General features: G+C 71.6%; 10 protein-coding genes and 1 pseudogene. 6 read left to right on the top strand and 5 right to left on the bottom strand.

Annotation, left to right across the window (positions count from 1 at the left end; genetic code table 11):
• Positions 1-122 precede the first annotated feature (122 nt).
• Entirely contained in the window at positions 123-539 is a 417-nt protein-coding gene (locus ACZ7JZ_RS27965) for an ankyrin repeat domain-containing protein (RefSeq protein ID WP_470943879.1), read from the bottom strand.
• A gap of 64 nt (positions 540-603) precedes the next feature.
• On the opposite strand from ACZ7JZ_RS27965, the pseudogene ACZ7JZ_RS27960 reads away from it, so the two are divergent.
• Both ACZ7JZ_RS27960 and ACZ7JZ_RS27955 read left to right on the top strand, forming a co-directional pair.
• Positions 604-1,267, top strand: a pseudogene (locus ACZ7JZ_RS27960) (LysE family translocator).
• A gap of 258 nt (positions 1,268-1,525) precedes the next feature.
• A complete protein-coding gene (locus ACZ7JZ_RS27955) occupies positions 1,526-2,107 on the top strand; it encodes a DUF1062 domain-containing protein (RefSeq protein ID WP_470943878.1) in 582 nt (193 codons plus the stop codon).
• A gap of 63 nt (positions 2,108-2,170) precedes the next feature.
• On the opposite strand, the gene ACZ7JZ_RS27950 is transcribed toward ACZ7JZ_RS27955, so the two are convergent.
• Both ACZ7JZ_RS27950 and ACZ7JZ_RS27945 read right to left on the bottom strand, forming a co-directional pair.
• On the bottom strand, positions 2,171-2,695 hold the full coding sequence (locus ACZ7JZ_RS27950; RefSeq protein ID WP_470943877.1) for a GNAT family N-acetyltransferase: 525 nt from the start codon (positions 2,693-2,695) through the stop codon (positions 2,171-2,173).
• A gap of 11 nt (positions 2,696-2,706) precedes the next feature.
• Complete coding sequence (locus tag ACZ7JZ_RS27945; protein ID WP_470943886.1) at positions 2,707-3,660, bottom strand: SMP-30/gluconolactonase/LRE family protein; 954 nt, start codon at positions 3,658-3,660, stop codon at positions 2,707-2,709.
• A gap of 115 nt (positions 3,661-3,775) precedes the next feature.
• Between ACZ7JZ_RS27945 and ACZ7JZ_RS27940 the strand changes: the two genes are divergently transcribed.
• Complete coding sequence (locus ACZ7JZ_RS27940; RefSeq protein ID WP_470943875.1) at positions 3,776-4,234, top strand: Lrp/AsnC family transcriptional regulator; 459 nt, start codon at positions 3,776-3,778, stop codon at positions 4,232-4,234.
• Here ACZ7JZ_RS27940 and ACZ7JZ_RS27935 read toward each other — a convergent pair.
• The gene (locus tag ACZ7JZ_RS27935) at positions 4,215-4,679 is read right to left on the bottom strand and encodes a hypothetical protein (protein WP_470943874.1); all 465 of its coding nucleotides are present in this window, start codon (positions 4,677-4,679) and stop codon (positions 4,215-4,217) included. The genes ACZ7JZ_RS27940 and ACZ7JZ_RS27935 overlap by 20 nt on opposite strands.
• 277 nt (positions 4,680-4,956) lie before the next feature.
• Here ACZ7JZ_RS27935 and ACZ7JZ_RS27930 point away from each other — a divergent pair, with 277 nt between their 5' ends.
• Positions 4,957-6,684 carry an FG-GAP repeat domain-containing protein gene (locus ACZ7JZ_RS27930; RefSeq protein WP_470943872.1) on the top strand — a complete coding sequence of 576 codons (1,728 nt, stop codon included), beginning with the start codon at positions 4,957-4,959 and terminating at the stop codon, positions 6,682-6,684.
• Between the two features lie 128 nt (positions 6,685-6,812).
• Here ACZ7JZ_RS27930 and ACZ7JZ_RS27925 read toward each other — a convergent pair whose 3' ends face one another.
• Complete coding sequence (locus ACZ7JZ_RS27925; RefSeq protein WP_470943870.1) at positions 6,813-10,082, bottom strand: DNRLRE domain-containing protein; 3,270 nt, start codon at positions 10,080-10,082, stop codon at positions 6,813-6,815.
• Positions 10,083-10,453: 371 nt separating this feature from the next.
• On the opposite strand from ACZ7JZ_RS27925, the gene ACZ7JZ_RS27920 reads away from it, so the two are divergent.
• Both ACZ7JZ_RS27920 and ACZ7JZ_RS27915 read left to right on the top strand, forming a co-directional pair.
• The gene (locus ACZ7JZ_RS27920; protein ID WP_470943867.1) at positions 10,454-17,857 is read left to right on the top strand and encodes a ricin-type beta-trefoil lectin domain protein; all 7,404 of its coding nucleotides are present in this window, start codon (positions 10,454-10,456) and stop codon (positions 17,855-17,857) included.
• Positions 17,857-18,342, top strand: coding sequence for a hypothetical protein (locus ACZ7JZ_RS27915; protein ID WP_470943864.1), 486 nt, complete (start codon positions 17,857-17,859; stop codon positions 18,340-18,342). The genes ACZ7JZ_RS27920 and ACZ7JZ_RS27915 overlap by 1 nt, the downstream gene beginning before the upstream one ends.
• Positions 18,343-18,470: the final 128 nt, after the last annotated feature.

Here is an 18,470-nt window from a genome sequence, read left to right as displayed (position 1 = left end):
CGCTCAAACGAGCCGAGCATCGCAACGGGACACCACCCGCACCTGACACCGTCACCATCACTCGGCAGGACAGAACTTAAGTCACCAACATTGGGACTAGCCCGGAGGAGGACAAGGACGCCCTACCGCCGCGCCCCCGCCTCCACCAGCAGCCCGACCGTCTCCGGGTACGGGCCCGCCCGAGCCCAGTCCAGCGGGGAGCGGCCGGTGCCCAGGTCCTCGCGGAGGTTCGGGTCGGCGCCGTGGGCGAGGAGGGCGCGGACGGCGTCGGCATGGCCCCAACAGGCCGCCGCACACAGGGGGGTGCCCTCGGTACCGCGCCCGCTCTCGGTGTCGGGGGCGGCCCCGGCGGCGAGCAGGACGCGGACGGTCTCCGCCGACCCCTGCACGGAAGCCGCGTACAAGGGGGTCGTGCCCTCGGTGTCGGCCGCCTCCGGGTGCGCCCCGGCCCGCAGCAGCGCACGCACGCGGGAGGCGCGGCCGAACGTCGCGGCGTCGACGAGCGCGCGGGTCAGCTTCTTCTGCCGTCTACGGTTCATGGCAGCGCAGGGTAGTCGGCGACCGGGAGCCGGCGCGCCCGCCCCGTGTCGTAGGCTCCGCGGCATGGCTATGAGCACGGCGCTGTGGTCCTTCGCCCTGGTGGTGGGCCTCCTCACCCTGACCCCCGGGCTGGACACCGCCCTGGTCCTGCGCACCTCCGCGCTCGGGCGGCGCAGGCGGGCCTGGGGGGGTCGTCCTCGGGATCCAGACCGGCATCCTCGCCTGGGGCGCGCTCACCTCCCTCGGCGTGACGGCCCTGCTGACGGCCTCCGAACTCGCGTACACGGCACTGCGGTGGGCCGGGGCCGCGTACCTGGTGTGGATGGGCGCGAAGATGCTGCGCGACACCTTCCGCCGCACGCCGGAACCGGGCGGCCCCGCCCAGGATTCCGCCCCGGAGACCCCCCTCGGCCCGCACGCCCTCGCGGACTCCTTCGCCCGCGGCTGGCAGCAGGGCGCGCTCACGAACCTGCTCAACCCCAAGGTCGGCGCGTTCTACGTGGCCGTACTGCCCCAGTTCATCCCGGCCGACGCGAACCACTTCACCACCGGCATGGCCCTCGCCTCCCTGCACGCCCTCCTCGGCGTGCTCTGGTCGGCCGTCCTCATCGGCTTCGCCCGCCTGCTGCACGGCTGGCTCCGCACGGCGGGGGCCCGCCGCCTCCTCGACCGGATCACGGGCACGGTCATCGCCGGCCTGGGCATCCGCCTGGCCCTCGGCGACTGACCCGCCGGGGCGGCAGCGGGCGTCGGCCCGCCCGAATAATCGGTGGAGGAACGGCGGCCCCCGCAGCTAGCGTGCCGTCTGACCACCTCGCCTGACGAAGGATCCGCCGTTGTACCTCGTGTGAGACACCCCGAGCGCTGAACCGTCGCGCGCCACGGCCACCGGCCGACCGGCAGCTTCCCGCTGCCTGCCGCCCGCCCGTCCGTGTGCCGCGCCCCTTCCTGCTGCGTTCTTCTCACACGAAACCGGTGTACCTCCGTGCTCGAAACCTGGGCCGTCGTGCCCACCCGCCTGCCCCTCGTCCGCCGCCGCTGCCCCGCGTGCGGATCCGAGCGCTTCCGGGCCCACGGGAAATTCCGCGTCAACGCCCACCACAAACTGCTCGACGTCTGGCTCCTCGTGCTGTGCACGGGGTGCGGGGACACGGCGAAGCTGAGCGTCCTGGAACGGGCCCACGTCCGCTCCATCCCGCCCGCGCTGCTCGACCGGGCGCACGCCAACGACCCCTCTCTGGCAGCCGAGTTGCTCCAGGACCCCACGGTACGGCGCCGCAACCGCATCGCCCTCGACTGGGCGGGCGCCTGGCGCCTCGAAACCGAAGTCGCTCCCGCTACCGCTACCGATTCCGCGCCCGCTACCGCTGCCGGGGTCCACGAGGCGACGGAGGTCTTGGTCCGCTTCACGGCCCGCATCCCCGTCCGGCCGGTGCGGCTCATCGCCGAGGGCTTCGGCCTCCCGCGGGCCGAGGTGGAGCGGCTGCTCGGGGAGGGCCGGATCGTGTCGGCCGTACGGCTCGACGGCCGCCTCTCCGACGACTTCACCTTCCTCCTGAAGCGCTGAGCGCCCCTGACCCCGTCCCTGCCCCGTCGTGGAGCCGGCCCCCGTCCCGGTTCCGGGACGGGGTCAGTCCGGCGGCGGCGCGGCGTAGCAGCGTACGGACACCCGCTGCCCCGGCCCCCACTCCTGCTCCACCGTGCCCAGCAGCCGCCAGCCCAGCCGTTCGTACAGCGCCGCTGCGGCGGTATCGGTGGCCACCACGTCGAGTACGGGGTGCAGCCCGCGGGCCCGCGCCTCCTCCGTCACCCGCGCCATGAGCAGCGCCCCGATCCCGTGCCCGCGGGCCGAGGGGGAGACGAACAGCCGGCCGACCACCCCGACCGCCTCCGTGTCCGCCCCCGCCGAGGCGCTCCACAGGGCAGGGGAGACCTCGTCCGGACCGCTGCGGCACAGGCCCACGTGCCCGGCGATGCGGCCGTCGAGCTCCGCCACCCAGGAGCCGAGCTGTGCGGGCGGCGACAGCCAAGTGGGGGGTGCAGAAGGCCAGTTGACGGGATAGCCGTCACGCTCGTGGACCTCCGCGAGGACGCGCACGCACGCGCCGAGGTCGGCCGCCGACCGCTCCCGGACGGATACGGACGCCCCGCTCACCGGAAGTCCTGTCACCGCGCCGCAGCCGCCCACGGCCGGTGCCCCGGACCCGTCGGGTGGGTGCCCGTGACCGCCATGACCACCGAGTACAGGCTGGTCTCCGCCGTGATGAAGAGGCGGTTGCGCTTGGCCCCGCCCCAGGAGATGTCGGAGACGCACTCGGGGACGTCCAGGCGTCCGAGCAGCGTGCCGTCCGGGTCGTAGCAGTGCACGCCGTCCTCCATCGCCGCCGCCCACAGCCGGCCGCCGTCGTCGAAGCGGAGGTTGTCGAAGCGGGAGTCGGGGCGCGGGCCGCCCGCGTTGCCGGCGGTCGCGAAGACCTCGCCCTCGGAGAGGGTGGTGCCGCCCGGGCCGCCGTCCTCCCGCACGTCGAAGACGCGGATGAACCCCGCCCGGGTGTCGGACACGTACAGCTGCCGCTCGTCGGGGGAGAAGACCAGCCCGTTCGGAGCGCCGAAGCAGTCGGCGACCATGCGGACCTCCCCGCTCACCGGGTCGATCCGGTAGACGTTGTTCGCCCCGATCTCGCCCTCCGCGCGGTAGCCCTCGTAGTCGCTGTTGATCCCGAAGTCCGGGTCCGAGAACCATACCGATCCGTCCGACTTGACCGTCGCGTCGTTCGGGCTGTTGAGCCGCTTGCCCTGCCAGCGGTCGGCGAGCACCGTGACCGAGCCGTCGTGCTCGGTGCGCGTCACCCGGCGGTTGCCCTGCTCACAGGTGATCAGACGGCCTTCGCGGTCGAGGGTGTTGCCGTTGGTGTGCCCGGCGGAGCGGCGGAAGACCGAGACCGATCCGGTCTCCTCGTCCCAGCGCAGCATCCGGTCGTTCGGGATGTCGCTCCAGACCAGCTGCCGCCACGCGGGCAGGTACACCGGCCCCTCCGCCCAGCGGCAGCCGGTGTACAGCACCTCGAGCGCGGCGTCGCCGTTCATGCACCGCCCGGTGCGGAACCGGTCGTCAAACATCTCGTACAGCAAGATCCCGTCCTCCCCATCTGCACTCACATGAACAACCTTCGGCTTGATCATGAGATTGCCGCATGAGATATGGTCTCCACAAGAAGAATCCGAACGGAGAGTTGTGGATCGCATCGACCGCCTGCTGCTGGCACAGCTCCAGCAGGACGCCACCCAGTCCTACGCCGCCCTCGCCGAGACCGTCGGCCTGTCCGCCGGCGCCACCCACGAGCGCGTACGCAAACTCCGCGCGAACGGCGTCATCCGGCGCACCGTCGCCGACGTGGACCCGGCCGCGGTCGGCAGCGCCGTCCTCGCGTACGTGATGGTCGACTCGACGGCGTGGATGGGGGATTCGGCAGCCGAGTTCGCGGCCCTGCCCGAGATCCTGGAGGCGCACGTCATCGCAGGCAGCGCCTCGGTCCTCGTCAAGGTCCGCACGGCAACCACCGAACAGCTCCAGGACGTCCTGCGCCGCCTCTACGCCATCGAGGGCGTCAGCGGCACCCAGGCCACGGTGGTCCTGGAAACCTTCTTCGAACGCCCGGTGGACCCGGCGGCGTTCACGAAGCCGGAGGCGTAGAAAGGGGCGCGGACCGGATCGACTCCCGCACGGACCGGAACACCCGGAACACCGCGGCATCGGGCCCCGAGGCCGTAAGGGCCACCGGTCCCTCGGGGGTCATGACCACCAGGCGGTAGTACCGGTACACGGGGATCGCGGGATCCGGCAGCGACACCCGGCTGTGCAGCACGGCGGCGGGCCCGGCCGGCAGGTCGACCACCTCCCGCTTCCAGTCGCTGTGGTACTCGCCGTAGTTGGCCATGCCCACCCCCTCGAGGGCGTCCATGGCGGCAAGGGGCGTGGCGGCCCGCACCCCGGGAGTCGCCAGGTGTGCGGCGAACAGCACACGGTCCTCCCCCGCACCCACCTCCAGCTCGCACTTCTCCTCGAAGGCGACCGTCCGCAGCCGAAAGTCCCCGTCCTTGGCCTTCCACCCGGCCCCGAGCTGGAACACAACGGGCACGGCGCAGGGCGACCCGCCGCCGACGGTCTCCGATGAACGTCCGCCCCCAGAACACCCTGACACCGCCACAGCACCGAGCAGCAGGGCGCCCGCCGCCACCCGGCCCCGGCCACCGGCACTCCGCTGCCATCCGGCCCCTGCTGCCATCTCCTGCCCCCTGTCCGCTGCCCTCGCTGATCGTACGGCGATCACCCGCATCTTCTGACGGGCCCTGCCCTCATACGCACACCAGCGGCCCCGGCATAATGCCGGGGCCGCTGCCTCCAGGAGGATCCCCTTGTTCACGTCAACGCGCCCCCGCACCGCGGTCATAGCCACCGCGATCGCGCTGGCCGCCGGATACACCCTCGCCGGCACTCCGGCCCGCGCCGACGAAGCAGTACGGCTGAGCACGGCCGATGCGGTCACCTACCCGGGCGGTCACTGGGGCCCCGCGCCCCGACTCGAATCCGGCTCCCTCAAGGGCACCCTGATCTACGCGTACTCCACCAAGCCGCTCGACGGCTCCGGAGCCGGTGTCGCGCAGGTGGCGTCCGTCATCTCGGCCGATCCCGACGAGTGCGAACCCGTGGCAGGGGCCGCTCAGGTCTACGCCTGCGACGTGCTCGGCAACACCACCTACCCGGGCCAGCACTGGCTCGTGAACAAGGGCGTTGCCGACCTCAGCACGGTCCACGTCGGCTACGCCTACGTTCCCCGAGGGGGAGACATCGCGGCCGGCGTCAAGGCCGCCCGGACCGCGTCGACCACGCCGAAGGGCGACACGCACGGCGCTGCCAAGATGACGGTGAAGACGCTCGCCCACGCGGCGCGCAACTCCGTCGCCTACAGCCTCCCGCACGTGCCCGCAGGGCGGACGGTGGTGCAGAAGCTGACCCTCCGCGCCCAGGACAGGGGTGCGCTGTCCCTGTACTTCGGCCTCGGCGCAGGACAGCCCTCCTGGCGGCCGGCCGACATCCGGATGAGCGCGGTGAAGACGAGCGCCGGCGTGACCTGCGAGGTCAACTCCGGCCAGGTCGTCGGCCGCGTCTACAACATGACCTGCCGGGCGCCCGAGGGCGTGCACACGGTCGAGTACGCGATCACCGTGCCCGCCGGCTTCCCCACGTGGACGCTGGAGGCGCGCACCTCCTACGACATCTACACGGGCGGCACCCCCGACGAGGCCCTGGTCAGCTCCGAGGGCACGTTCACGGTCGGTACCGGCCCCCGCCACGACCGCCACGGCCTCCTCGCCCGGGACTCCAAGGGCGTCCTGGTGCGGTACGACGGCACCGGCAGTGCGGCCAAGCCCTTCGCGGTCCCGGGTGCGATCGGGAGCGGCTGGAACACCTACACGGCCGTCACCCGCCTGGAGCCCCTGGCCGAGGACCTCGCCTACGCCGCCGGAACCCGCCTTCCCGGCCGTGGTGACACCGTCGGCCGGGACGCCTCCGGGACGCTGTGGCTCCACTCCCGCGTAGCCGGGACGGGCAAGTCCTTCGCGCCCCGCACGAAGGTGGGCGGCGGCTGGAACACGTACTCCCTCATCGCCGGCGCGGGTGACCTGAACACCGACAGGAAGTCCGACCTCCTCGGCCGGGACAAGACGGGTGTGCTGTGGCTGCACCAGGGCACGGGGAACCCGGCCGCGCCCTTCGCCAAGCGCGTGAAGATCGGCGCCGGCTGGGGCGTCTTCAACTCCCTCAACGGCGGTGCAGACCTCACCGGCGACCGCAAGCCCGATCTGCTGGCGCGGGACGCCGCCGGGGTGCTGTGGCTGTACAAGGGGACCGGCAGTGCTGCGGCGCCGTTCGCTCCGAAGGTGCGGGTCGGGGCGGGCTGGGGGGCCTTCGGGCAGTTGTCCGTCGCCGGTGACCTCACCGGCGACGGCAGGGCCGACGCGGTGGCGCGGGACGCGTACGGGGTGCTGTGGCTGTACAAGGGCACGGGCAAGGCCTCGGCCCCGTTCGCGGTCCGGACGAGGATCGGTGCGGGCTGGAACATTTACAACACGATCCTCTGATGGCCGTGCGCTCCGGCACGTCCGGGGCCTGAACAGGCCGGAGCCGCCGCGGCCCCGCTCCCCACTCGGTGTGGGGGCGGGGCCGCGGCGGCTCGGTGGTTTCCGGAGGGTCCGGTGGTCCGGGTGGGTCAGCCGATGGTGAGGAAGGTGTGCCAGTCGTCCTCGTCGCGGCCGCTCGCGTCGCCGAGCCAGGCGGTGGTGCCGCCGCGCATCAGGAACTGGTGGCCGATGTTGCTGACCGCCCAGATGTCCGGGATGCCGTCGCCGCTGGCGTCGGGGGTGCCGAGGATCTTCGGGGTGGCGGCGCGGCCCCAGCCCGTGGTGCCGTACGTGAGGTCCTTGGCGTCCGCGGAGGCCGCGGCGGAGCCGAGGGAGGCCAGGTCGACGCCGCCGGCAGCGCCGGGTTTGCCCCTGCGCAGGGCGAGGCCGCGGTTGGGGTCGTTGTCGTCGCGGAAGATCAGGTCGGGGACCTGGTCCCCGCTGATGTCGCGGACGCCGACGATGTCCCGCTTCAGCCAGGCCGTGGCCGACAGCCGCCGGGACTCGGTGAACGAGCCGCCGGTGTAGCCGGTGAAGGCCCAGAAGGCGTCGCCGATGCGGGCGAAGGCGTCGGGCAGGCCGTCGCCCGTCACGTCCTCGGTGGTGACCAGCGAGTCGAGGGTGCCCATGTCGGGGGAGCCGGCCGGCAGCAGGACCTCCATGCGGCGGGCGATGTCGAAGCGGCCCGCCCCGTCGCCCGGGTACACGTACAGCTTGCCGTCGGGCATCCGGGCGACCAGGTCGGTGATGCCGTCGCCGGGGAACCAGTCCACGGAGTGGCTGATCAGGACCGGCCGGCCGTTCTGCGTCTTCCAGTAGCCCGCCGGGGCCGGCTTGTCGCCGTCGACCGCGCCGGGCATCCAGGCGTCGGTGTCGCCGTTCGGCTCGGAGTTGTACGTGCGCAGGTTGCCGTTCGCGTCCACCGCGAGGATGTCGGGGTAGCCGTCGCCGGTGACGTCGCCCGGCTTGTCGAGGCCGGCGCGGGGGCGGACGTAGAAGAGGTACTCGGTCGGCGCGGAGATGTTGCCGGCCTTGCTGACCGTACGGACGTACAGGACGTTCGGGCCCGCGGAGTCCACCTTGAGCTTGATGGAGGCGAGGGCCAGGCCTGCGTCCCAGACCCAGGTCTTCTGGTCGTACGTCGGGCGGTTCAGGCTCCACTGGTACTCGCGGATGTCCTCCGTCCTGGCTCCGTTGCCGAGGACCTCGATCCACTGGTCGGGGGTGCCGGCGGGGGCCGAGCTCCACACCGCGCCGTCGGGGCCGGGCGCGGGGAAGTGCGCGGAGCGGACGGCGGGGGCGGGCGGGGCGGTGTGGTCCACGGTGAGGGTGCACCAGCCGCCGCCCCCGGAGTCGAGGGGGCCGCTGCCCTGGGACCACGAGCCGTCCCAGTCGGTGGTGCGGGAGAGCCAGTAGTACTTGCGGCCCGAGGTGAACTTGTCCCAGGGCAGCTGCTTGGTGACCACGCCCTCGCTGTTGGGCCAGAGCCACTCGTTCCAGATGTTCTGGCCGCTCGCGGCGTCCCAGATCTCGATCTGGACCTGCTTGAGGTTGCCGTCCTGGTCGGTGCCCTTGACCTGGAAGGTCAGGTCGGTCTTGCCGATGCTGGTGCCGTTGCCGCTGGTCAGGCAGGCGCCTCCGGGGGAGGTGCTCATGTTCGCGGCGACCGGAATGTCCGGGATCTTGTTGTATTCGATCTCGATGTACGGGGCGGTCTCGCCGTTGGCGATGAACTTCTTCCAGTAGTACGGGTCGGACTCGTTCGGCGCCTTGAAGCCGAGGGAGAGCGCGCCCCAGCGGCCGTTGGCGGCCTCGGTGACCAGGCCCTTGATGTCGGGCGCGATCCAGTTGTCCGGGCACGAGCTGTTGTAGCCGTACGCGGCGTCCTCGCTGGCGACCTTCTTGCCCCAGTACGTGCTGGTGTTGTTCCAGGTGCTGGAGGAGGAGATGAACGGGGTGGAGTACACGTCCATGACCCGCTTGCTGCAGGACCAGGCGTACGTCTGGAGGGCGCGGACCCGGGCGGACTTGATGCCGGCGCCGTGCAGCTCCGAGCCGAAGGAGAAGTTGAAGATGGCGCGGGAGGTGCCGCCGGTCGTGGACTCGTAGCCGACGCGGGCCTCGTTGGTGCCGGAGGCGTTGAAGTTCTGGCCGTTGTAGAAGCTGCTGTTCCCGGACGTCTTGTACAGGTGCGTCCAGGAGTGCTTGTGGCCCTTGAACGACGGGTCGATGAAGACCGGGTACGCGGTGCCGGGGGCGTCCAGCAGGGCGCGGTCGGGGCGCAGGGCGAGCCTGCCGCCCGTGAGCGCCGCCTTCGCGACGGCCGTACGGGCGCCCTCGGCGCCCTTCAGGCCGGGCAGGGCGAGGGTCGGGTGCCGGCGGGCGGCGGCGGAGGGCGCGGCCGGGGCCGGGCGCTCGCCCGCGGTGGCGGCGACCTTGCCGCTGGAGTCCCACATCAGGGGCGAGGCCGCGCCCGCCACCTCCTTGCCCTTGGCGTCGCGGGCGCTGAGCGCGCCGGAGACCTTGTCGAGGCGGAACTTCAGGGTCGGGGAGGCCAGCCGGTAGTTCAGCTCGCGCAGCAGCGGGTCGGCGGCGGCCTTGCGGTCCTTGACCACGAGGAGGTGCGAGTAGCCGCCGTCCTGGGCGGTCATGACCAGGTCGATGCCGGGCCGCACCTCCTCGTAGAGGGCGCGCGGGCCGTCGACGACGGGCTCGGGCAGGGCGCCGGGCCAGGACACCGTCATGGTGTGGCCGTCGACGGTGAGGCTGACCAGGGGGCTTTCCGCGGGGGCGGGGGCCGCGGGAACTGCCGTGCGGACGGTGCGCGAGGCGCGCTGGCCGGTGCCGGCCGCGGGGGCGCCGGTCTTGCTCGCGCCCGCGAACAGCAGGCGCCCGTTCACGGCCTTGGGCGCGTACCCGCCCTCGACCCGCGCCAGGTCGGTGTCGATCGGCTTCCACGCGGAGCCGACCCGGGCGCGGACCGTGCTGCTGTGGACCGTGGCCTTGAGGCGGCCGGAGGGCTGGGCCCAGACGGTCATGTTCTCGGTGCGGTCCGCGGTGACCTCCACCGCCTTGCCGGTCTTCTTCGCCCGGCGGATCGCCTCGGGTGCGCCGAGGGGCCCTGTGCTCCCGACCCCGGGTGCGGCATCGGCCTTCGGGGACCCCACGGGGTCTTCGGGTCCGGAGAGCCGGACCCCCACCGGTACGGCCACCGCGACGGCCAGGAGGGCGGCCAGGGCCCCCGCTGCACGGCGGCGGCGCGGCCGGGCCGCCTCCTGCGGGCGTGCCCCACCCGCCGCAACCTCCTGTGTGGGCACTGCCGTTGCCGGACTCTCGTCCACGGACTCACTCGCAGCCACGCTTGCTTTTCTCCCCCCTCGGGCGGCGCTTCGCCGCCTTCGGTAAATCGCGTTCGCGGTCTGTGGGCGGGGTGTTCCGAATCTGATTCCGGTTCTCCTACCGCCAACCGCTTCCGCGCGTAAATGTGCGAGGTGAGCATGGACCACGCAGCGTGATTCGTCATCTGCCCAGCACCCTTTCAGAGGGTCAATTTGTCGCTGAGTGCCGGAATTTACCGTTATTCGATCACGGTAAGTGATCAGAGTCACAGAGTGCCGCCGCCTATGGCTTTTCGGACCACGCTGCCCTAAGAATCAGCTGGCAATTTGTCATTTCCCTGCCATGTGCGCTCCGGTTGAAACGGCGGCGCCGGCAGAGCGTGGGGGTTCTCATGTCGCCGTTCTCGGCGCATCAATTCCGCCTGCCCGGAAACGGGAAGGCATCAGCCGGGAGCGGCCGCACGGCCCGGCACCGGCGTACGGCACGTCAGACCGGAGTCGCGCTCTCGGCGCTGCTCGTCGCCACCCTGCTGCCGAACCAGGCACTGGCCGCCTCTCCCGGCGACCGCAGCGGCGTCGTCCTGCCCGGTCTCCAGCAGGACATGCAGGCCAAGCTCGACGAGGTCGAGGCGGCGAAGCTCGCCGGCTGGTCCGGCGCCCCGGCCCAGCCGCCCGCCGAGTACGAGCCCGCCAAGACCGCGCCCCCGGCCGGCGGCAGCGCCGCCGTCGCGCTCACCGCGTCCACCGGCGACACCCTCGTCCAGGCCGGCTCCCTGCCCGTCAGCATCGGCAAGGCCACGCCCACCGAGGCCGAGCCGGCCCCGCCGGCCCCCACCGGGACCTGGTCCGTCGCCGTCGAGACCCGCACGGCCACCGAGGCCGCCGCCGTCGACGGCGCCATCATCACGGTCACCCCGCCCGCCCAGGGCTCCACCCCGGTCGACGTCCAGCTCGACTACGAGAAGTTCGAGGACCTCTACGGCACCGAGTGGTCCACCCGGCTGGAGCTCAAGCAGCTCCCCGAGTGCTTCCTGACCACCCCGGAGCTCCCCGAGTGCACCGAGGCACAGGACGTGCCCAGCACCAACGACCCGAGCACCGGCACCGTCCGCGCCACCATCGACCCCGCCACCGCCCCCGCGCAGGGCATGTCCGCGATGTCCGGCGGCAGCCCCGTCGTCCTCGCGGCCTCCGACGGCGCCTCCGGCGCGGGCGGCACGTACAAGGCCACCTCCCTCTCCCCGTCCGGCACCTGGTCGGCCGGCGGCAGCGGCGGCGGCTTCTCCTGGACGTACCCGCTGAGCGTGCCCGCCCCGCCCGCCGGCCCCGCGCCGAAGGTCACCCTCGGCTACTCCTCGCAGTCCGTGGACGACAAGACCTCCGCCGCCAACGGGCAGGCCTCCTGGATCGGCGACGGCTGGGACTACCACCCCGGCTACATCGAGCGGCGCTACCGCTCCTGCGAGGACGACCGCAAGGCCGTGCCCTCCAAGCCGAACAACGACAACGCCACCGACAAGAAGAAGTCGGACCTCTGCTGGGCCGGCGACAACGTGGTCATGTCCCTCGGCGGCGCCACCACCGAGCTCGTCCGCGACTCCGCCACCGGCCGCTGGATCCCCGCCAACGACGACGGCGCCAAGGTCGAGCGCAAGACCGACGCCTCCGTCGCCAACGGCGCCAAGGACGGCGAGTACTGGGTGGTCACCACCCGCGACGGTACCCGCTACCACTTCGGCCGCCACGACGTCGACGGCGCCGGCTCCCGCGCCGTCACCGACTCCGTCTTCACCGCGCCCGTCTTCGGCAACCACGCCGGCGAGCCCTGCCACCAGAGCGCCTACGCGAACTCCTCCTGCACCCAGGGCTGGCGCTGGAACCTCGACTACGTCGAGGACGTCCACGGCAACGCCATGGTCGTCGACTGGGCCCGCGAGACCAACCACTACGCCAAGAACGGCAAGTTCAAGGAGAAGGTCCCCTACATCCGCGGCGGCTACCCGAAGGCGATCTCCTACGGCCTGCGTGCCGGCGACCTCGGCGGGGCCCCCGCCGGAAAGGTCGAGTTCACCGTCGCCGAGCGCTGCGTCAAGGAGGGCTCCTCGCAGTGCTCCGACGCCGACTTCGAGTCGACGAACTACGAGAAGAAGCAGCCCTGGTGGGACACCCCCTCCACGCTGCACTGCAAGGCCTCCGCGACCAACTGCTACGTCTCGGCGCCCACCTTCTGGTCCCGCAAGCGCCTGACCGCCGTCACCACCTACGGCCAGCGCACCGAGGGCTCCACCGCCCTCTCCCTCGTGGACCGCTGGTCCTTGGCCCAGTCCTTCCCCAAGCAGCGCACCGACACCCACCCGCCCCTGTGGCTGGAGTCCGTCACGCGCACCGGCTACGGCACCGCCAAGGACGAGGCCGGCAACCAGCTGAGCACCACCCTCCCGCCGGTGTCCTTCCTGGCCAACGTCCAGGACATGCCCAACCGCGTCGCCAAGAGCGCGACCGACGCCACCCCCGACTTCGACCGCCTGCGCGTCGAGACCGTCCGCACCGAGACCGGCGGCGAGCTGCGGGTCGCCTACTCCGCGCCCTGCGCGGTGGGCACCACCCACCCCAAGCCGGAGGAGAACACCACCCGCTGCCACCCGGTCCACTGGTCGCCCGACGCGGACCTGGACAAGCCGCCGCTGGAGTGGTTCAACAAGTACGTCGTCGACAGCGTCACCGAGAAGGACCGCGTCGCCCGCCAGCCCGACACCACCACCTCGTACGAGTACGAGGGCGGCGCCGCCTGGGCCAAGAACGACGACGAGTTCACCAAGCCCGAGCTGCGCACCTACAGCGAGTGGCGCGGGTACGCCAGCGTGCTGGTCAAGAAGGGCCTGACCACCACCCCGGCCGGAGCCCCCGACGCCACCGAGCAGTCCCAGACCCGTACCCGCTACTTCCGCGGCATGTCCGGTGACGCCGGCCGCGCCACCGTCACCGTCAAGGACTCCACCGGCACCGAGACCCTCGGCGAGGACCTGCCCCAGTACCAGGGCCAGGCCGCCGAGACGATCACCTACACCAAGGCCGGCGGCGCCGTCTCCTCCCGCACCCTGGCCTGGCCCTACAGCCAGAAGACCGGCTCCCGGCCCCGCGACGGCACCACCCCGCTCGAAGCCCACCGCACCGGCTCCTCCCGCACGGACTCCATCCAGTCCATCAGCGGCGGAACCTCCCGCACGGTCCGCACCAGGACGACCGTCGACACCGAGCACGGCCTGCCCCAGACCGTCCAGACCGAGGCCGTCGTACCCAACGGCACCGGCGGCTGGACCACCACCGAGCAGACCTGCACCACCACCACGTACGTCCACAACACCGACAAGAACCTCGTCGGCCTGCCCCAGCGGATCCGCTCCACCGCGGGCGACTGCGCCCAGAGCGCCACCGGCACCCTGCTGAGCGACACCCGCACCTCGTACGACGCACTCAATGCCTTCGGCACCGCGCCCGTACGCGGCCTCCCCCGCCAGACCGACACCCACGACGGCGCCGGCACCGGCTGGATCACCACCTCGCAGGTGGAGTACGACGCCCTCGGCCGCCAGGCCAAGACCTACGACGCCGCGGGCAACGCCACCACCATCGCGTTCAGCCCGCCCACCGGCGCCGCGTTCAACGTCACCACCACCAACCCCCTCGGCCACACCAGCACCGTCAAGGCCGACCCCGCGCGCGGCACGATCCTCCAGGTCACCGACGCCAACGACCGCAAGCTCACCACCGCGTACGACAACCTGGGCCGCGCCGCGTCCATCTGGACCACTGCGCAGAACCCGGCCTCCGACAAGGCCGCCTACACCTTCGAGTACCGGCTCTCCGAGCACCAGCCGCCGGCCGTCACCACCCGCACCCTGCGCGACAGCGGCACCTACGAGGACTCCGTCACCCTCTACGACGGACTCCTGCGCCCCCGCCAGACCCAGACCGAGGCCCTCGGCGGCGGCCGTCTCGTCACCGACACCCTCCACAACGCCAACGGCACCGTCCGCCAGGCCAACCACCCGTACCACGCCGAGGGCGAGCCGGGCACGGACATCTTCGTCCCCGAGACCGTCTTCCAGATCCCGCGCTCCACCGAGACCGCGTACGACGGACAGGGCCGCCCCGTCCGGGTCACCACCCTCCACGAGGACGACCCGAAGGACTCCGTCACCAGCAAGTACGAGGGCGACTGGACCCTCACCCGCACGGCCATGTCCGCCGACGGCACCACCCCCCTCAAGGGCAGCCGGGCCGCCAAGACCTGGACCGACGCACTCGGCCGCACCACCCTCAACCAGCAGTACACGGCCACCGACCTGACCACCTGGTCCAACACCCGCTACGCCTACGACGTCCGCGGCAACCTCACCGAGGTCAAGGACGCCAACAACAACGCCTGGACCTACACCCACGACGCCCGCGGCCGCATGACCGCGTCCTCCGACCCCGACGCCGGCACCGCCTCCTTCGGCTACAACAACCTCGACCAGCAGGTCTGGGCCGCCGACGCCGAGAACCGCAAGACCTTCGTCTACTACGACAAGCTCGGCCGCAAGACCTCCACCGTCGAGGACGACTGGAACGGCACCCTGCTGGCCACCTGGACCTACGACACCCTGCCCGGCGCCAAGGGCATGCCCGTGGCCGCCACCCGGCACACCGGCTCCCTCGCCGTCACCGACGAGGTCACCGGCTACGACGCCGAGTACCGGCCCACCGGCAGCAAGACCACCATCCCGGACACCGCCGCCACCAAGGGCCTCTCCGGCACCTACACCTACGGCACCACCTACACCGCCACCGGCAAGGTCCAGACCCGCACCCTGCCCGCCACCCCCGGCGGCCTCGCCGCCGAACGGCTCGTCACCCGCCACGACGCCAACGGGATGCCCGTCACCCTGTCCGGCCTCGGCTGGTACACCGCGGACACCGTCTACAGCCCGACCGGCCAGGTGCTGCGCACCGCCTCGGGCAAGGCCCCGCAGCGGGTGTGGACCACCAACTTCTACGACCGCAACACCGGCCGCGTCACCCAGGCGCTCACCGACCGCGAAACCCCCGGCGACCACCGGGTCTCCGCCCTCTCGTACACGTACGACGTGGCCGGCAACCCGACCTCGGTCACCGACACCCGCCCCGGCGGATCCGTCGACCGGCAGTGCTTCGCCTACGACGCCCGGGGCCAGCTCACCGAGGCCTGGACCGGCCGCACCTCCGCGTGCGCCGGACCCTCCCTCGCCGAGGTCACCGCCGGCCCCGACGGAGACGGCTACTGGCAGTCGTACCGCTTCGACGCGATCGGCAACCGCACCAAGCTGATCGAGCACGACCTCGTCAACGCGGCCCTCGACGACGAGACCGTCTACACCCACGGCGTGCAGGCCGCCGGCGGCGCCCAGCCTCCGGTCATCACCCAGCCGCACACCATGGCCACCGCCGACAAGACCACCCGCGAGACCAACTCGACGGTCACCTCCCGGTCGACGTACGCCTACGACAGGGCGGGCAACACCACCCGCCGCACCATCGGCGGAGACACCCAGAACCTGGTGTGGGACCGCCGCAACAAGCTGGTCTCCGCCACCAGCCCCGGCATCGGGGCCGTCGCCGTCAGCGGTATGAACGGCAAGTGCCTCGACGTCGACGGCGGCCGGTCCGCGGACGGCACCGCCGTCCAGATCTGGACCTGCAACGAGACCAAGGCCCAGCAGTGGCGCCTCACCGGCGACACCCTGCGGTCCCTCGGCAAGTGCCTCAGCAACGAGGGCGGCAACGCCCGCCTGATGGCCTGCGACGGCAGCGCCAAGCAGAAGTTCGTCTTCCGCCCCGGCGACAAGACCCTCTACAACGCCGCCTCCAACGGCTGCATCGACATCTCCGGCGGCAACACCACCGACGGCGCCGACCTGCTGGTCTACCAGTGCGCCGGCGGCCCCAACCAGCAGTGGAGCTTCGGCGACACCACCACCTACATCTACGACGCGGCGGGCAACCGCCTGATCGAGGAGACGGGCAGCGCCCGCACCCTCTACCTCGGCGAGTCCGAGATCACCGTCAACAAGGCCGGCCAGGCCATCGACGCCCAGCGCTACTACGGCTCCCCGGGCGCCCCGACCACCGTCCGCCGCACCTTCGGCAACGCCGGCGGCCACCACCTGTCCCTCCTCGTCAGCGACCACCACAACACGGCCACCGTCGCCATCGAGCAGGGCCCCAACCAGTGGGTCCACCGCCGCAAGTCCGACGTCTACGGCAACCCGCGCGGCGCCCAGCCGTCCTGGTGGCCCGGCAGCCGGACCTTCCTCGGCACCGGCATCGAGGACCAGAGCACCGGCCTCACCCACATCGGCGCCCGCGAGTACGACTCGGGCACCGGCCGCTTCCTCTCCGTCGACCCGGTCATCGACATCACCGACCCGCTCCAGATGAACGGGTACACCTACGCCAACGGCAACCCGGTCTCCCTCGCGGACCCGGACGGCCTCAAGCCGATCATCACCGCCGACGGCAACGACTCCGCGTACCTCAAGGCGAACGACGCCTGGTGGTCCGGCGGCCCCGGCGGCTGGACGTACAACGACCGCGACACGAAGGTCACCGAAACCCTCACCACCCGCACCACGGTCACGGTGGTCAACAGCTACGGCGGCCGCAAGGCCGGCTCCAGCTACACCAAGACGGAGGAGCACCGCACCTGCATGCGCGGCGGGTGCGGCAAGTGGAAGCCGGGCAAGGCCAAGCGCCTGACCTCGGAGCAGATCCACTTCACCCTGGACGCGGGCGGCTTCGTTCCCGGCCTCGGCGCCGCCTCCGACGTCCTCAACGGAGTGGTCTACGCCTTCGAGGGAAACTGGAAGGAAGCGGGCTGGAGCCTGGTCGCACTCGTCCCGATCGCAGGAGACGCGGCAGCGGCCAAGCGCAAGGGCGGCAAACTGTGGGACTGGATCACGGGCAAGAGCCCCACGGCCTGTCCGACCAAGAAGAACAACAGCTTCGTCCCCGGTACGAAGGTCCAGCTCGCCGACGGCAGTACCAAGCCGATCGAGGAGTTGAAGAACGGCGACGAGGTACTGGCCACCGACCCCGAAACGGGTGAAACCTCGGCCCAGCCCGTCGTGGCCGTGATCTTCACGGCCGACGACAAGGCCTACGCCGACGTCTCCGTCGCGACCCCGCAGGGCGTCAAGACCATCACGACGACGGCGGAGCACCCCTTCTGGTCCGAATCGCAGCAGAAGTGGCTCAGCGCGGCCGACCTCAAGGCGGGCAGCACCCTCCGCACCGACGAGGGCACCCCCGCAAAGGTCACCGCCGTCCGCAAGTACACGACCCGCGCGGAGACGTACAACCTCACCGTTGCGAAGCTCCACACCTACTACGTCCTGGCAGGCGACACGCCGGTCCTGGTCCACAACAGCGGCAGGCCCGGCCCGGACGAGATCCACCTGTGGCGCGGTGTCACGGACAACGAGCTCGCAGACATCCAGGAGAACCGCACCTGGCACAGCCCGCAGGGCGTCAAGTACTTCTCCTTCACGGAGAGGGGTGCGGCTGAGTACTCGCGCAGGGCGTACGCTTCCTACCCTCAGGAGGGCCCCTACACCATGATCCGCACGACGGTGAAGGTCTCGGACCTCCCTGAAGGCGCCCGTATGGCCTACACGGCCGACGTGATCGACGGCGGCGTAGCCCTCAACAACGATGAGCTGAAGATCCTCGGGAGGCCTTCGATCATGACCGGTATGAGCATCAACATGGGCTGCTGATGCAGTACGTAGTAGCGGCCGCCACGGAACGTGCCGTGGCGGCCTGTCGGGAAGCGCTTGGCGGCCTGACCCGTGTCGAGTTCAGGGTCGGATCGGTCCCCGAGACCGGCTGGGACTGCGATGCCGCCGTCCTGAACTTCCCGCTCGCTCACGACCGCTACGGCGGCACCCCGAGCGTTGGCATCGCGCAGGCACTCCGGAACACCCGGGAGGACGGAGCCCCGGGCATCATCCTGGCGACACCCCCCCTCGCCGCCGCCCTGCCGACGGGTGGCGAGGACCGCGGCGCAGGTGAAACGGATGCAGGGGAGTACGTAGCCCGCGCTCTTGCCCTGTGTGTGGCCGAACTACGCAGGAGCCAACCGGAGTCCGGCGAGACCGCGAGAGTCCTCGTCCACTTGGAAGGTGCGGCCTTCGACCGCCGGGACCTCGCACCGGTGCTCGCAGCCATGAAGGATTTCATGTCCGCACCGGACCCCGACTAGCACCACCAGGCGAAAGCGGCCCCACTGGGAATTCCCGGTGGGGCCGCTGCTGTACGTCTGCCTAAGAGGGCCAGAGCGGGTCACGTAGAGGGGTTGGAAGTGGCGGGGGGAGAGCGTGTTCGTGAGCC

Source organism: Streptomyces sp. NPDC038213 (assembly GCF_055600495.1).
This window is presented reverse-complemented; position numbering and strand designations above follow the sequence as displayed.

Bases quoted from the DNA above. Each gene is read 5' to 3' on its own strand.
- ACZ7JZ_RS27965 (WP_470943879.1), bottom strand. From the start codon at position 539: ATGAACCGTAGACGGCAGAAGAAGCTGACCCGCGCGCTCGTCGACGCC.
- ACZ7JZ_RS27945 (WP_470943886.1), bottom strand. From the start codon at position 3,660: ATGTTTGACGACCGGTTCCGCACCGGGCGGTGCATGAACGGCGACGCC.
- ACZ7JZ_RS27920 (WP_470943867.1), top strand. From the start codon at position 10,454: ATGTCGCCGTTCTCGGCGCATCAATTCCGCCTGCCCGGAAACGGGAAG.
- ACZ7JZ_RS27915 (WP_470943864.1), top strand. From the start codon at position 17,857: ATGCAGTACGTAGTAGCGGCCGCCACGGAACGTGCCGTGGCGGCCTGT.